Origin of the sequence: Paenibacillus agaridevorans, assembly GCF_018604145.1 — a bacterium.
Classification (GTDB): domain Bacteria; phylum Bacillota; class Bacilli; order Paenibacillales; family Paenibacillaceae; genus Pristimantibacillus; species Pristimantibacillus agaridevorans.
The window spans coordinates 4755656-4770617 of sequence record NZ_CP075889.1 but is presented as its reverse complement, the minus strand read 5'-3'; the positions used below and the strand labels follow the sequence as shown (position 1 = coordinate 4770617).

Sequence of the window (14962 nt, the reverse complement as noted above, 5' to 3'; positions counted from 1 at the left end):
CTTCGCACAGCACCTCTGCGAGAGGAAAAGGCTGCGATTGAACTGTTTTTTGCTCAGAACGAGGATATTAAAGCGCGCCATCTGTATGTACGTAATCTGTTTAAGCCTGGGCAGTCGGAGCTTGTATTGGAAAGCGGACTACGTCTCGGCTATGAGCCTTATGCCAATGTATTGCATATGTGGACAGGCGCGGTAGAAGCAAGAGAAGCACAGGGCTTCTATGATTGGGGCGTCATTGCTGGGCATATCCAAAGCATGCTGCTTTTACAGGAGTTTCGGGAACCTACGACCTTGCCAACCGTAGAACAGCAGCTATTATGGATGGAGGAAGCAGAGGAGGAAAAGACCTCTGCTTTTTCTTTGCCCCAAGCTGTCATTGATGCGGTGTTGCAGCAGGGAAGCAGCTTCGAGCATAGCAAATATCGGATTGCAGCTCATTTTCAACAGCGTTTATCTGCCAAGGAGCACGCAGACTTTTTAAAGCAGGAATATGGTGAGGGTGGTCGTGCGCCCATTCTTACGGGTACGGACATAAGAGAATGGCATAACAGCAAGGGCATTACACTTGAGCGTGGCTACAGCGGAAGGCCCGGGGACAAAATCACTTTCTCCTGGGTTAAGGTACAAAAGCGCATCAGCGAATTAATCGCTCACGGGCGTTATTTAACCCAGCAGGAGAAGGAGCAGCTCCCTCTCTTTCAGCAAAAAGAGAGGGAAAGAACTGCTGCTATTCAAGCCGCTTCTTATGATAAACCTGAGAACAATGTAGAGCCGCTTTCGGTGCAAGACTTCCCACGGAATGCTGATTTTGTTCGGGAAGAGTCTGACGATAAGCAACCAGCCGATAAAGAGGTAAATGTTGTAGCATCCAATGAGCTATGGCCTGATTATACTGAGGAAAATAGGCAAGCTCAGGCTCTCGCTTCGAGTAACACATTTTCTGCATCACCTGTAGCTGGTGAGGGGATACCGAAGGTTAGACCGGATAGCCCTCCTGCAGGCAATTTTCGTATTCAGGATCATGAACTCGGACATGGCAGTACCAAGGTAAAGTTTGCTCGAAATGTGGCTGCTATTCAGCTCTTGAAGCAGGTGGAGGAGGAACTTCGACAAGCGACAGCAGAGGAGCAGGAAATTCTTGCTCAATATGTGGGCTGGGGTGGACTATCCCAAGCCTTTGATGATAGCAATCCCCAATGGAGCAACGAATATGCTCAGCTAAAGGAGCTACTGGAGCCAGAAGAATATGAGAGTGCGCGTGCCTCCACGCTAAACGCGCATTACACCTCGCCACCCGTCATTCAAGCAATGTACAACTGCTTGGAAAGGATGGGCTTTCGTAGCGGCAATATATTGGAGCCAGCCTGTGGAACAGGCAACTTTTTTGGTCTTGTGCCGGATTCCTTTCAGGATTCACGGTTATTTGGCGTGGAGCTAGACAGCATTACAGGCAGATTGGCCAAGCAGCTTTATCCTGGTGCGTCGATAACGGTTAGTGGCTTCGAGCAAACAAGTCTGCCAGACAGCTTCTTCGATCTTGCTATTGGTAATGTGCCATTTGGCGGATATGGGGTTTCAGATAAAAAGTATGACAAGCACCGATTTATGATCCATGATTACTTTTTTGCTAAAACGCTCGATAAGGTGCGTCCAGGCGGAATCATTGCTTTTGTGACCTCGAAGGGGACTATGGACAAGCAAAATCCAACGGTTCGTAAATACATCGCGGAGCGGGCAGAGCTGCTTGGCGCAGTCAGATTGCCGAATAATGCTTTCCTCTCCAATGCGGGAACCGAGGTGACAGCCGATATTTTGTTCCTGCAAAAGCGCGACCGCATGGTTATAGTCAGTGAAAAGAACGTGGAATGGATTGGCCTTGCTGAAACCACCGATAGCGTGCCGGTTAATGCATACTTTGCAGCTCATCCTGAAATGGTGCTTGGCACAATGGTCTTTGATGATCGCATGTATGGCAATAAGCAGGAAACTGCCTGTCTGCCTTACCCGAACACCAGCCTGAGCGAGCTTTTAGAGGAAGCACTGGTGGATATTCATGCAGAGTGGCAGGAGTTGGAGCGAGAGGAACTGCCTGAGGAGAGGGATCTGTCACTGCCTGCCGATCCGACTGTTCGCAACTTTAGCTATACACTGGTGGATGGTGAGATTTATTTTCGGGAAAACAGCCGTATGCATCGGGTGGACACCTCCATAACCGCAGCCGGGCGCATTAAGGGAATGCTTGCCTTACGGGAAACGGTGCGCACGCTGATGGACTATCAGATGGAGGATTACAGTGAGGAGTCTATTCGGGAGCAGCAACGCATACTTGGTGATCAATATGAGCAATTTACGCAGCAATACGGCTTGATTAACAACCGTGCCAACAGCCTCGCATTTTCAGATGACAGCGCCTATTTTCTGCTTTGCTCACTGGAGATATTGGATGAAGAGGGACGACTGGCTCGCAAGGCGGACATGTTTACCAAGCGAACGATTCGGCAGCAGCCGACTATCGGGCGCGTAGATACAGCGGCGGATGCGCTGGCGGTGTCTATTGGGGAAAAGGCCTGTGTGGATTTGCTCTTCATGGAGAAGCTGACGGGCTTTTCAAGAGAGCGGATTGTACAGGAGCTGCAAGGGATTATATTTGCCAATCCAGAACGAACGGATACGGAAGGCAACCCGGTCTATGAGATGGCAGATGCGTACTTATCTGGTCATGTACGCGATAAGCTTCGAGTTGCCAAGCAATTTACAGTATATGACGAAGCAATGTACGGAGAAAACGTCAAGGCGCTTGAAGCGGTGCAGCCGAAGGATTTGGAGGCTTCGGAGATTGATGTGCGCTTGGGGGCGACATGGCTACCATCAGAGGACATTCGGGCTTTCATGTTTGAGCTGCTGGATACCCCCTATATGTTTCAGCAGTCTATCCAGGTGCTTTACTCCGAGTATACGGCTGCTTGGAATGTACGGGGAAAGAATGATGATCGCAGTAACAATATTAAGGCGAACATGACGTATGGAACGAGCCGGATGAATGCTTATAAAATCATTGAGGACACGCTGAATCTGCGGGATGTTCGCATTTTTGATACGGTTGTCGAGGACGGTGTAGAAAAGCGAGTTCTGAACAGGCAGGAAACAGCGATAGCCCAGCAAAAGCAGGAACGAATAAAGGAAACCTTTCAGGAGTGGATATGGAAGGAGCCTCACCGGAGGGAACGATTGACAAGGCTTTACAATGATCGGTTTAATGCCATTCGGCCGCGTGAGTACGATGGCAGTCATATCCGCTTCAAGGGTATGAATCCGGAAATCGGGCTCAGGCAGCATCAGATAAACGCGGTTGCTCGTGCGCTATATGGAGGAAATGCTCTGTTTGCGCACTGCGTGGGGGCGGGTAAGACGTTCGCGATGACCGCAGCGGCCATGGAGAGCAAGCACCTTGGTCTGTGCAGCAAAAGCATGCTCGTTGTGCCGAATCACCTGACGGAGCAGTGGGCGGCGGAGTTTTTGCAGCTTTATCCTTCGGCTAATATACTCGTAACATCCAAAAAGGATTTTGAAGCTAAAAATCGGAAGCGGTTTTGTGCACGGATAGCTACAGGCGACTATGATGCAATTATTATCGGTCACTCGCAGTTTGAAAAAATTCCGATTTCTATGGAGCGTCAGCGTCAGCAATTACATGACCAAATTGTAGAGATTACGAGCGGTATTCGGGAGCTTAAGGAGGCACGAAGCGAGCGCTATGCAATCAAGCAATTGGAGAAGACGAAAAAGACGCTCCAGGTCAAGCTGGAGAAGCTGAACGATACGAGCCGCAAGGATGATGTGGTCACCTTTGAGGAATTGGGCGTGGATCGGCTGTTTGTGGATGAGGCAGATTCGTACAAGAATTTGTTTCTGTACACAAAGATGCGTAATGTTGCGGGTTTGTCTCAGACGGAGGCTCAGAAATCATCGGACATGTTTGCCAAGTGTCGTTATTTAGACGAACTGACGGAGGGGCGTGGGGTTATCTTTGCCACAGGCACACCAATCTCCAATTCTATTACTGAAATGTATACGATGCAGCGCTACTTGCAGTATGAGAGAATACAAAAGCAAGGGCTACAGCACTTTGATTCGTGGGCCTCAACTTTTGGCGAAACCGTAACGGCCATAGAGCTTGCACCGGAGGGAACGGGCTATCGGGCGAAAACCAGATTTGCCCGTTTTTATAATTTGCCGGAGCTAATGAATATGTTCAAGGAAGTGGCGGATATTCAAACGGCAGATATGCTCCAGCTTCCTGTGCCGAAGGCGCATTTTTACAATGTTGCCGTACCGCCGAGTGAGTTTCAAAAGGAAATGGTAGCGGAGCTTTCGCGCCGCGCAGAGCAAGTTCGCTCTAAAGAGGTTGAGCCGCATGAGGACAACATGCTCAAGATCACCAATGATGGGCGTAAGCTGGCATTGGATCAGCGACTAGCTAATCCAATGCTGCCCGATGATGAGGGGAGCAAGGTGAGCGCCTGTGTAAATAACATTTATCGGCATTGGGTGGACGGTCAAGAACAGCGGCTCACACAGCTCGTGTTTTGCGACCTGTCCACTCCCAAGACGGACGGCACGTTTAGCGTGTATGATGAGCTTCGGCGAAAATTGACAGAGAAGGGTGTGCCAGCGGAGGAAATCGCCTATATTCATGATGCCGATACGGATGTGCAGAAGAAGGAACTGTTTTCCAAGGTTCGGACAGGACAGGTTCGGATATTGCTTGGCTCGACTATGCGGATGGGAGCAGGCACAAATGTGCAAACGAAGCTGATCGCACTTCATGACCTGGATTGTCCGTGGCGTCCAAGGGATCTGGAGCAGCGAAGTGGACGGATTATCCGGCAGGGAAATCAGAACAGCGAGGTGCATATTTTTCGATATGTAACCGAGAATACGTTTGATGCTTATCTCTACCAAACGCTGGAGAACAAGCAACGTTTTATTTCCCAAATTATGACCAGCAAATCGCCGGTGCGCTCTGCGGAGGATATTGATGAAACAGCCTTGTCCTATGCCGAGGTGAAGGCGCTGGCAACAGGAAACCCCTACATTAAGGAGAAGATGGACCTGGATATTCAGGTGTCTAAGCTGAAGCTATTAAAGGCCAATCATTTGAGTCAGCGGTATGCACTGGAGGATCGGCTGCTGAAAATATTGCCGCAGCAAATCAAATCTACGGAGGAGAGAATCGCAGGCTACGAGCAGGATGTGGCCTTGTACAGGCGGTTCAAGGAAGTGGCGCAGGATCACGGAGATGAATCGACCTTTCCGGGTATGGTCATCAAGAAGTATACCTATAAGGAAAGGGCAGCGGCAGGCACAGCATTGCTGGAGGCATGCAAGGGAATGACATCCCCAGATCCACAGGAGGCAGGGAGTTATCTGGGCTTTACCTTGTGGCTGTCCTTCGACAGCTTTCATAAGGAATACAAGGCAACGTTGCGCGGCACGCTTGGACACACTGTCCCATTGGGGGCAGACGGGGGAGGCAACATTACACGCCTGAACAATGTCTTGTCCGATCTGCCAGACAAGCTGGAATATGCTCGCCAGCAATTAACGACATTGCAGCAGCAGGTGGACACAGCAAAGGAGCAGGTTGCCGCACCATTTGAGAAGGAGCAGGAGCTACAGGGAAAATCTGAGCGACTCGCTGAGCTGAATATTCTGCTGAACATGGACAAGCGGGAAAATGATGCAATAGATACCGCTCCAGATGAGAAACAGGAACAGAATCGAAAGCCTAACCATCGGGAGCGATAATGCTTACGGCACATTCGATCTCCTTGTCTGACTTTTGTATAGTAAAGGCAGGTACGAAAAATAGGCGCGCTGTAAGCTGCCACTAGCAAGGGGAGTATATTCAACCTGGCAGGATAAAATGGTATAATGAAGGTAATAAGGAATGGAGTGAGATGCTCATGTTCGAGCTGCTTGATCCGCGTGTGGATGTGATCTTCAAACGAATTTTTGGCAGTGAGCATAATAAGGATGTGCTGCTGGCTTTTTTGAATAGCACGTTTCGTGAGGCAGGCGAATCGCCGCTAACCGAGATTGTGCTGCTCAACCCTTACACTGAGCCAGACAGTCCGAATGATAAGCAGTCGATTATGGACATCAAGGCCAAGACAGCCAAGGGCGAGCTCTTGAATATCGAAATGCAATTGTTCAACCCGTATCATATGGAAAAACGTACGCTGTTTTATTGGTCTGAAATGTACTACCATCAGATACCTAAGGGCGGCAACTACAATACTTTAAAGAAATGTGTGACTATCAATATACTGAATTACTCATGCCTGCCCAACGGCCGTTACCATAGCGTGTTTCATCTACGTGAGGATCGCACAGGGATTCCGCTTCTGGATGATATTGAGATTCACATCATAGAACTGACCAAGCTGAGTGAGCATGCGGCAGAGCTTAAAGAAGGCGGACTGGTAAACTGGCTGCTGTTTTTAAAGGGTGTAGATAAATCCAATTGGGAGGTGCTGACGATGAAGGAGCCGATGCTGAAAAAAGCGATGGATACGCTAGAGTTTCTGAGCCAGGATACGGCAACGCGTTTGGCTTATGACGCCCGGATGAAGGCGCTGAGCGATGAGAAATCCCGAATTGAGGGAGCCAAGGCTGAAACAAGCAAAGAAATTGCCATCAGACTTCTGAACAGAGGAGTAGACCTGCAAACGATTTCGGAAGCAACAGGGTTGTCTGTGGAAGAAATCAAAGTGCTGAGACAGTAGGCTAAAGCGTAGTCTCTACATTCAAAATCCAAAATTTAAACTCGACGACAGCCGCAGGGCTGTCTTTCTTTTTGCTCAAATTCCGAGAATAATGTCGAAAAATGGGGAAATCCAGTAAGGAATTGCTGCTGTAAGGGGCATTTTTCGTTGGAGGGATTGCCATGAGCTATGTGAACAAGGAACAGATTGAACAAGCAAAGCAATGGGATCTACTGACTTATTTGCAGATGTACGAGCCCACGGAATTAATTCGATGCTCACGAAATGTTTTTTCCACCCGAACACATGACAGCCTAAAAATCTCCAATGGCAAATGGTTTTGGTGGTCGCGGGGGATTGGTGGTCGCTCTGCACTGGACTATTTGATTAAGGTCAGGGGATTGTCCTTTCCTGAAGCTGTACTTGAGATAACAGGGCAGTCTTCAATCGACAGACCTTACATGGATATTCAGCATGATACCATTTTCTCGTCTAATAAAGAATTCGAACTACCGGAACGAAACGATAGCTCTCAGCGTGTAATCGCTTATTTAAGCAAGCGAGGGATTCATCGCAGCGTCATTGATTTTTGTTTGGAATCAGGGCGACTGTATGAAAGTCGCCCTTACCACAATGCGGTTTTTGTTGGCTTTGATCTGCAAGGTGTTCCTCGTTATGCGGCTATCCGTGGAACCAGCACCACAAGATATATGGGAGAAGCAAGCGGTAGTGACAAGCGATATTCGTTTTCTATTGCTGCGCAAAAGAACAGTCAGGCTCTACATTTATTTGAAAGCGCAATTGATCTGTTATCGTATTGCACGATGGAACGATTAAGTGGAGCAGATTGGAATCAGGCGCATTTACTCTCATTAGCCGGTATCTATAAGCCTTCATTGGGAAAAGTTCAAGCTGCCTCTCCAGCGGCCTTAACGCAGTATTTGAAAGCCTGCCCTGAAATCAATCTATTGGTGCTACATCTGGATAATGACGAGCCGGGAAGGGCAGCTGCATTGGATATTAAACGTTTGCTGTCTTCCCAGCTTTCTATTTCTAATGAACCGCCACGATATGGAAAAGACGTAAACGAGATGTTGTTAACTTATCTTAATCAGCGAGGACAGTCTCGCTAAGTGAGCTTGTCCTATGGAGATGAATGATACTGATGAATGGAGAAAATGATGTTTTGATTTTGTACTTCAACACAAGAAGTTTAGAACGATTATCTAAGAGTAGATAGGTGATTTTTAGGGTTCAGCACTCACTTTTTTTTCGGCAGGTGTCATTAAAGAGCAATGCGAGACGAATGTCTCGTGTTGCAGCAAGCACTGAATTTGGTTGCCCAAATTCGCTTGTTAGGGGCATTGCCCCTAATACCCCGCGCCTTGGCGACTCTTATTAGCATTTTTGTTTTTAAACAGACGCATGGGTTTTAAGAGCATATTTATTTCAAAATGGCTACAGAAAGGAGTCGTTTTGTTGAGAAAACGTGACATTCGCATTGTGGTTCGACTCAATGAAAAGGAGAATAAACGCTTGGTTACCCAAGTTCAAAACACTGCTCTTTCCAGAGAAGCTTACATTCGTATGCTAATTAACGGATATGTTCCTAAAGAATTGCCGCCGTTAGACTACTACACCATGATGCGAGAGCTTCATGCTATCGGCAACAACTTGAATCAGCTTGCCGCCAAAGCTAATGCGACAGGACACTTGGATCGACTTGTCTTCCAGCAGGAGGCTGATCGACTTCGGGAATCTGTTCAACGTATTCAACAGGCTGTAACTACTCCAGAAAAGCGAACAAGCTAAAACACGCCTTCACCATAATGAAGGAGGTGTCGCGTTGGCAACAACAGCTATTTGGGATGTAACAGATCGGCTAAAGCGCGTCATTGATTATGTTGCCAATCCCGAAAAGACTATCCTGCCTCAAACGGTGGAAAATGGCCTGCAACAAGCCTTGAATTACGTACAGGACGGCAGCAAAACGGAGAGGCAGCTATATGTGAGTGGCATCAATTGCGACCCGCTAACTGCATATGAACAGATGCAGCGCACGAAGCGACAATTTCAAAAGACAGATGGAATTATGGCCTTTCACGGCTATCAGGCCTTTGCGCCCGGAGAAACAACACCAGAAATCGCACATGCTATTGGCGTGAAGCTGGCGCAGGAGCTATGGGGCGAGCGCTTTGAGGTGGTTGTATCCACTCATCTGGACAAGCAGCATTTACACAATCATTTTGTGTTGAATGCTGTTTCTTTTTTAGACGGTAAACGGTACTACGATAACAAAGCCTCCTATGCTCTTCTTCGCAAAACATCGGATCGGCTTTGTAGAGAGCATATGCTGTCGGTAATTGTGCAGCCCGAACGAGGAAAGGCTGCGCATTACGGAGAATGGAAGGCGGAGCGTGAAAATAGGCCGACCTGGAGAGGACTCATTCGCGAGGAGGTGGATCAAGCGATAGCAACCTCCATGACGATGACGCAGTTCTTTGCTGAATTGCGGAAGAAGGGCTACGAGGTAAAGACAACGGTGAAGCATCTGGCGATTCGTCCTCCGGGCAAGGAGCGCTTTGTACGTTTGCGCAGTCTTGGTGATTACTATACCGAAGAGGCACTTAAACAGCGTATTTTGCAGAACAGATTGCCCAAACAGGCTGCCTCATTGTCGCCCGTACGAAGGCGACGGGGCATCATCCACCACGGAAGAACTGCTGGTAGTCGCAAGCTCAAAGGTTTGCAGGGGTTATATGTGAAGTACCTGTTTCAATTGGGTATCCTTCCGGCTAGCCGGCGGATGCCTAAAAGACCAACCTTTCGTTTGCGAGAGGATATGCGTAGGATGACGCTGCTGACTGCGCAAGCAAAAATGCTTTGCGAAAAGAAAATCTCCACAAAGGAGCAGCTTGGGCTTTACTTGGTCGGAGTGAGGGTGCAGATGGAGGAATTAATAAACAGGCGGCAGGGAATCTATCATCGGCTTCGCCGCTGTAGGGATGATGGACAACGAGAGGGCTACAAAGCAGATATATCCACTCTATCGAAGCAGCTTGTAGCACTACGAAGGGAGGTGAGGCTTGGCGAGGGAATACTGGAGCGTTCGGAGGGCATGCAGGCTGTGTTAAGGGAAGAACGGAGAGTTTGGCGAGGGGAGGATCAGAAGGATGAGTACCGAAGCAGAGGCGGCCAATCAGGTCGTGAACATGAGCCTGCGAAGTATCGAGGTGATGGCCAAAATTTCCGGCGAAGGCGCTAAACATTTGGCCGTGTATCTATTTGCTGCCTTGCAGGGGCAAAAGCGGACAAAGGGTAGTATTCGCCTAGAGAGTATGCTGCGAAGTGGTAAGGAGCTGAAGGTGTTTGCCGTAAGAAATGAAGACCTGGCAACCTTCTGTAAGGAAGCAAAACGGTATGGCGTATTGTACTGCGCATTACGTGACAAAAAGAATGTCGATGGCTTATGCGATATTATGGTGCGAGCAGAGGATGCTTCTAAAATCAATCGGATTGTGGAGCGCTTCAAGCTGGCAACCGTCGATACGGCAAGCATTAAAAGTGAGATTGAGCAATCACGTGGCCATGACCAGGTGGAAGCAGCCGAACAGGAATCGCCACAAGAGCAAGGGCAAGTGCTTGGACAGGAGCCGGCTCCATCGGAGGCTTCGGATGTTTCAGAGCATAGGAGTGCGGAGGATTTTTTGGACGAGCTGATGGGAAAGCACGAAACGCCGGAGTTGACTCGATCCATGGAGGAACAGCCGGTGATGAAGGAGGAGGAACGGGCGGAGGAGATGAGAAGGGAGCCGAATCAGCGCCATCCGTCAGAGCCTATCTCCGAGCCCAACGAAGCTATCGTAAGGGATATCCCTGATGGAGAGATTCCCAAGGAGCCAGAGCGGGTCTCTGTTCGACAGCTGCTGCGTGACATTCGTGAGGAAAATCGCAGACTCAATAAGGAGAAGCAGCCTGTATTACAAGAAGAACTGCTGCCTTCAAGGAAAGAACGCATCACTGCAGGCAAGCCGAAAAATACGAAGCTTAAGGGCAGTGGAGGAAGAAAGCGAGGGAAGGCAAAATGAGCGGGCTGGATGATTTATTTAGGAAAGAGGCATCCACTCCTTCATCAACTGACCATACCGATCAGTCCTTTAATAAAGAGGCATGGGTGCAAAAAAAGCAGGAGCTAAGGCAGTGGACGTATGACACGATTGATACGGCTACGCTGCAGGTTGCTCAAAGCGGCGAGGCTTTCCAGCGATATTTGGATGTGCAAAGTCGCTTTGACCGTTATAGCGTATCCAATGCACTGCTGATTTTAGCCCAAAAGCCAGAAGCCACTCGTATTGGTGATTTTGAAAGCTGGAAGGAGCAAGGCGTATTTATCCGACGCAAGGAAACGGGATTCTATATTCTGGAGCCGGGGGAGAGCTACCAGCGAGAGGATGGGAGCACTGCGATTAGCTATAATCCCAAAAAGATGTTTGATATTTCGCAAACAACTGCTCCGCAGAAGCAGGATCAGTCGTTCTTGCCTGACGAACGCACACGGATCAAGGCCTTGATTGAGCGTGCGCCAGTTCCGATTGCGATGAGCGATAGCTTGCCGCAAGAAATGCATGCACTATATCAGCCGGATACAAGAAGCATCATCATTCGCCGCGGACTAGACGCAGGTGATATTTTTCGTGCGCTGGCCCAGGAGCTTGCATATGCGGAGCTGGATACCGGGAGCAAGGAGTATAAGCGCTCCGAGAGCAGCTTTCATGCGTATTGCGCAGCCTATATGCTGAGCAAGCAATTTGGATTTACTACCAGCAGCTTTTCCTTTCAACGAGCACCGGAGCTGCTGGGGCAGATGGAGCCACAGCAGCTTCGTGCAGAACTGACACGAACTAGGGAAGCGGTGCAGCCCAGCATCGTTCGAATGAATCGCCAGCTTTCGCAGCAGCAGCGTCAAGCCAGGCTTACTGAGCCTACCCGCTGAGTAGTTATATGAATGCAGGAGGGAGAGCCTATGAAGCAGAATGCACGGGTGTTAAATCTGGATCATTACGAGCATGGAATTATGGTGCATGCGTTGCATGCCCTGCGCAATGATTTGATTGGCGAGAAGCGCCCGACAGATGCAGTCGATGATTTGCTATTAAAGACCATTGAAGCCCCTTATCAAAAGCATAAGCGATGGAAACGCCATGAAGCGCGATAGAGCCGTAAGGAGTAATCTGTTACTCTTTGCGGCTTTTTTTGTTCCCGTTATTTGGCTGGCCTTGCTTGCTGCACCTGCCTTATCAGAGGGACTGCTGGGCATGCTTGCACATCTGAACCAAGCTATACAGCAGCCTTTTCGGATTCAATGGGTAGAGGATACGCCGCGCAGCTTACTTATTTTTATATTGGCCTATGGACTCGGAGCAGGCATTTATATGGCTTCACCGCGTAATTACCGCCGCCGCGAGGAGCATGGCAGCGCACGCTGGGGCAGGCCAAAAATGATGAATGTTAAATACCAAAGCAAGACGCCGGAGCAAAACAAAATTTTAACGCAGCGAGTGCGGATAGGACTGGACGGACGAAAGCATCGCCGTAATCTGAATGTGCTGGTTGTCGGGGGATCTGGCGCGGGAAAAACACGCTTTTATGCCAAGCCAAACGTCATGCAGGCCTCCACCTCATATGTGGTGCTTGATCCTAAGGGGGAGATTTTGCGGGACACGGGACATCTTCTGGAGGCACAGGGCTATGACATCAGGGTGTTGGATTTAATCAATCCGCACCGTTCCCACGGCTATAATTCGTTTGCCTATTTGCAGGACGACAAGGACGTGCTGAAGTTAGTCACGAATCTGATTCGTAACACGACGCCCAAGGGCAGCAGCACCAACGACCCGTTCTGGGAACGCTCCGAAACGGCGCTGCTCGAAGCGCTCATCCTGTATTTGCTCTACGAAGCGCCGCCAGAGGAGCAGAACTTCCCGATGGTGATGGAGATGATTGCAGCGGCAGAGGTACGCGAGGAGGATGAAGCCTACCAAAGTCCGCTCGATGAGCTGTTTGAACGGCTGGAAATGCGGGAGCCGGAGCATCTAGCTGTGAAGCAGTACAGCATTTTCAAGCTGGCTGCCGGAAAAACAGCGAAATCCATTTTGATCGGGCTTGGGGTTCGCTTGGAAAAGTATAATCTGCACAGCATTGCCGGGATGAGTACAGTGGATGAAATGGAATTATCTCGTATCGGCACGAAGAAAACGGCCTTGTTTGCCGTTATACCCGACAATGATAGCAGCTTCAATTTTATTGTAGGCATGCTGTATACGCAGCTTTTTCAAGCACTGATGTATGAGGCGGACTATCGGCATGGCGGGCGCTTGCCAATTCATGTTCACTTTGTTATGGACGAATTTGCCAACGTCGCCTTGCCCGATCAATTTGAGCAGCTTCTTTCTACGATGCGTAGCCGGGAAATATCGGTATCCATCATTTTGCAAAATCTAGCTCAGCTTAAGGCGCTCTATAAGGATAGTTGGGAGTCCATCGTAGGAAACTGCGATGTGTTTTTGTATTTGGGAGGTAATGAGCAATCCACGCATAAATACGTGTCGGAGCTGCTGGGTAAGGAAACAATTGATACCAATACGTATGGTCAGAGCAAGGGGCGGAACGGGAGCTACTCCATCAATTATCAGCAGTCGGGGCGTGAATTGCTCACACCGGATGAGGTGCGTCTGCTGGATAACCGCTATGCTCTGCTTTTTATTCGGGGAGAGCATCCGGTACAAGACGACAAATACAATTTATTGAAGCATCCCAACCTCCCCTATACAGCAGATGGAGAACAGTCGCCTTTTCAGCATGGAGGCACAGAGCATGCGTTGGATTGGCGGTCTATTGTGCTTCACGATGATGGGGAGTACGAGCTGTTATCGGAGGAGGAAGTGGAGGCAAGCATTTTAGATCAGGGAGGCGAAATTGCATGAAGGGAAGCATAATACGAAAGTGGCTGATGGGGCTATACATCTTGACCGTGCTCAGTACGGTTTTTTCGTCTGTTGCTTATGCAGCAGGTGATCCGATGGCAGCAGTCAACAATTTATCCAACTTCATTTTTGGCTTAATTCGGGCTATCGGGATGATTATTTTAGGCTTTGGTGTGGTACAGGTGGGGTTATCCTTTAAATCGCATGATCCATCCCAGCGTGCCAACGGTTTTTTGACCTTGGCTGGAGGCATCATTATTACCTTCACCAAGGAAATATTGAATCTCATCACTGGCTGACCAGCGAATAAAGGCGGGGCGGGCCTTGTGCCTGCCCATTGCTGCTGGAGGGGAGGAAGCTTGTGTCTAAAAATAGCTGGATTGCTGAGAACCTGGAGAACGCTTTAGAAACGTGGAACGACAAAATGACTGAAATCTGGACGCTTGTGACGGAGTCGCCTGCTGAATTTAAGGGCGGCAGTGTCTGGCGCGTCATTCTGGATATTCATGGGGGCTTGCAGGCAACAGGACTAGCACTGCTGGTCTTATTTTTTGTCATTGGCGTAGTGAAAACAACAGGCAGCTTTGCAGAGGTGAAAAAGCCAGAGGTAGCCGTCAAGCTGTTCATCCGCTTTGTACTGGCAAAGGCGGTGGTCACATATGGCCTGGAGCTAATGATGACGCTGTTTACGATTGTACAGGGCATCATCTCGACCATGATGGCACGTTCAGGCTTCGGCTCTGCTACCGCAGCTGCTCTTCCAAATGCGATTGCCCAAGCGATAGAGGATGTAGGCTTTTGGCAGAGTATTCCCTTATGGATTGTAACGCTGCTGGGCAGCTTGTTTATTACAGTGCTGTCCTTCATCATGATTTTATCGGTTTATGGGCGATTCTTTCGCATCTATTTGTATACAGCGATTGCACCAGTTCCGCTTTCCTCCTTTGCAGGAGAGCCAAGTCAATCCATTGGAAAATCCTTTTTAAAGGGATATGCTGCAGTCTGTCTGGAGGGAGCCATCATCGTATTGGCCTGCATTATCTTTACAGCGTTTGCTGCTGCTCCTCCGGCAGTGGAAGAGGGAGCCGGAGCGATTACAATGGTGTGGACCTATATTGGGGAGTTAATCTTTAACATGCTGGTGCTTGTAGGTATGGTGAAGATGGCTGACCGTATAGTGAGGGAAATGATGGGGCTGTAGTTAAAATGAAG

At 49.0% G+C, this 14962-nt stretch carries 11 protein-coding genes; all 11 read left to right on the top strand.

Translation table 11 applies throughout. The features are described 5' to 3' along the window. The first annotated feature begins 177 nt into the window (after window positions 1-177). The 11 genes from KJW29_RS19465 (at window position 178) to KJW29_RS19415 (ending at window position 14951) form a co-directional block, all read left to right on the top strand. Window positions 178-5808 (top strand): helicase-related protein, encoded by a 5631-nt coding sequence (locus tag KJW29_RS19465; RefSeq protein ID WP_425517567.1) that lies wholly within the window; start codon window positions 178-180, stop codon window positions 5806-5808. A 158-nt stretch (window positions 5809-5966) separates the two neighbouring features. Next, window positions 5967-6788, top strand: coding sequence for an Rpn family recombination-promoting nuclease/putative transposase (locus KJW29_RS19460; RefSeq protein ID WP_214625803.1), 822 nt, complete (start codon window positions 5967-5969; stop codon window positions 6786-6788). A 161-nt stretch (window positions 6789-6949) separates the two neighbouring features. Next, on the top strand, window positions 6950-7900 hold the full coding sequence (locus tag KJW29_RS19455; protein WP_214625802.1) for a DUF3991 and TOPRIM domain-containing protein: 951 nt from the start codon (window positions 6950-6952) through the stop codon (window positions 7898-7900). 346 nt (window positions 7901-8246) lie between these two features. Continuing rightward, window positions 8247-8579 carry a plasmid mobilization protein gene (locus KJW29_RS19450; RefSeq protein WP_246608286.1) on the top strand — a complete coding sequence of 111 codons (333 nt, stop codon included), beginning with the start codon at window positions 8247-8249 and terminating at the stop codon, window positions 8577-8579. A gap of 34 nt (window positions 8580-8613) precedes the next feature. Then, window positions 8614-10032, top strand: coding sequence for a relaxase/mobilization nuclease domain-containing protein (locus KJW29_RS19445; RefSeq protein WP_214625800.1), 1419 nt, complete (start codon window positions 8614-8616; stop codon window positions 10030-10032). Beyond that, window positions 9941-10855: a PcfB family protein gene (locus KJW29_RS19440; RefSeq protein WP_214625799.1), complete on the top strand. Its 915-nt coding sequence runs from the start codon at window positions 9941-9943 to the stop codon at window positions 10853-10855. The genes KJW29_RS19445 and KJW29_RS19440 overlap by 92 nt, the downstream gene beginning before the upstream one ends. Then, the gene (locus KJW29_RS19435; protein ID WP_214625798.1) at window positions 10852-11760 is read left to right on the top strand and encodes a hypothetical protein; all 909 of its coding nucleotides are present in this window, start codon (window positions 10852-10854) and stop codon (window positions 11758-11760) included. The genes KJW29_RS19440 and KJW29_RS19435 overlap by 4 nt, the downstream gene beginning before the upstream one ends. A 30-nt stretch (window positions 11761-11790) precedes the next feature. Further along, window positions 11791-11982: a hypothetical protein gene (locus KJW29_RS19430; RefSeq protein ID WP_214625797.1), complete on the top strand. Its 192-nt coding sequence runs from the start codon at window positions 11791-11793 to the stop codon at window positions 11980-11982. Then, window positions 11969-13750, top strand: a complete 1782-nt coding sequence (locus KJW29_RS19425) for a VirD4-like conjugal transfer protein, CD1115 family (protein ID WP_214625796.1) — start codon at window positions 11969-11971, stop codon at window positions 13748-13750. Before KJW29_RS19430 ends, KJW29_RS19425 begins: the two co-directional genes overlap by 14 nt. After that, entirely contained in the window at window positions 13747-14049 is a 303-nt protein-coding gene (locus KJW29_RS19420) for a glutamyl-tRNA amidotransferase (protein ID WP_214625795.1), read from the top strand. The genes KJW29_RS19425 and KJW29_RS19420 overlap by 4 nt, the downstream gene beginning before the upstream one ends. 62 nt (window positions 14050-14111) lie before the next feature. Further along, window positions 14112-14951 carry a VirB6/TrbL-like conjugal transfer protein, CD1112 family gene (locus KJW29_RS19415; protein WP_246608285.1) on the top strand — a complete coding sequence of 280 codons (840 nt, stop codon included), beginning with the start codon at window positions 14112-14114 and terminating at the stop codon, window positions 14949-14951. Window positions 14952-14962 lie beyond the last annotated feature (11 nt).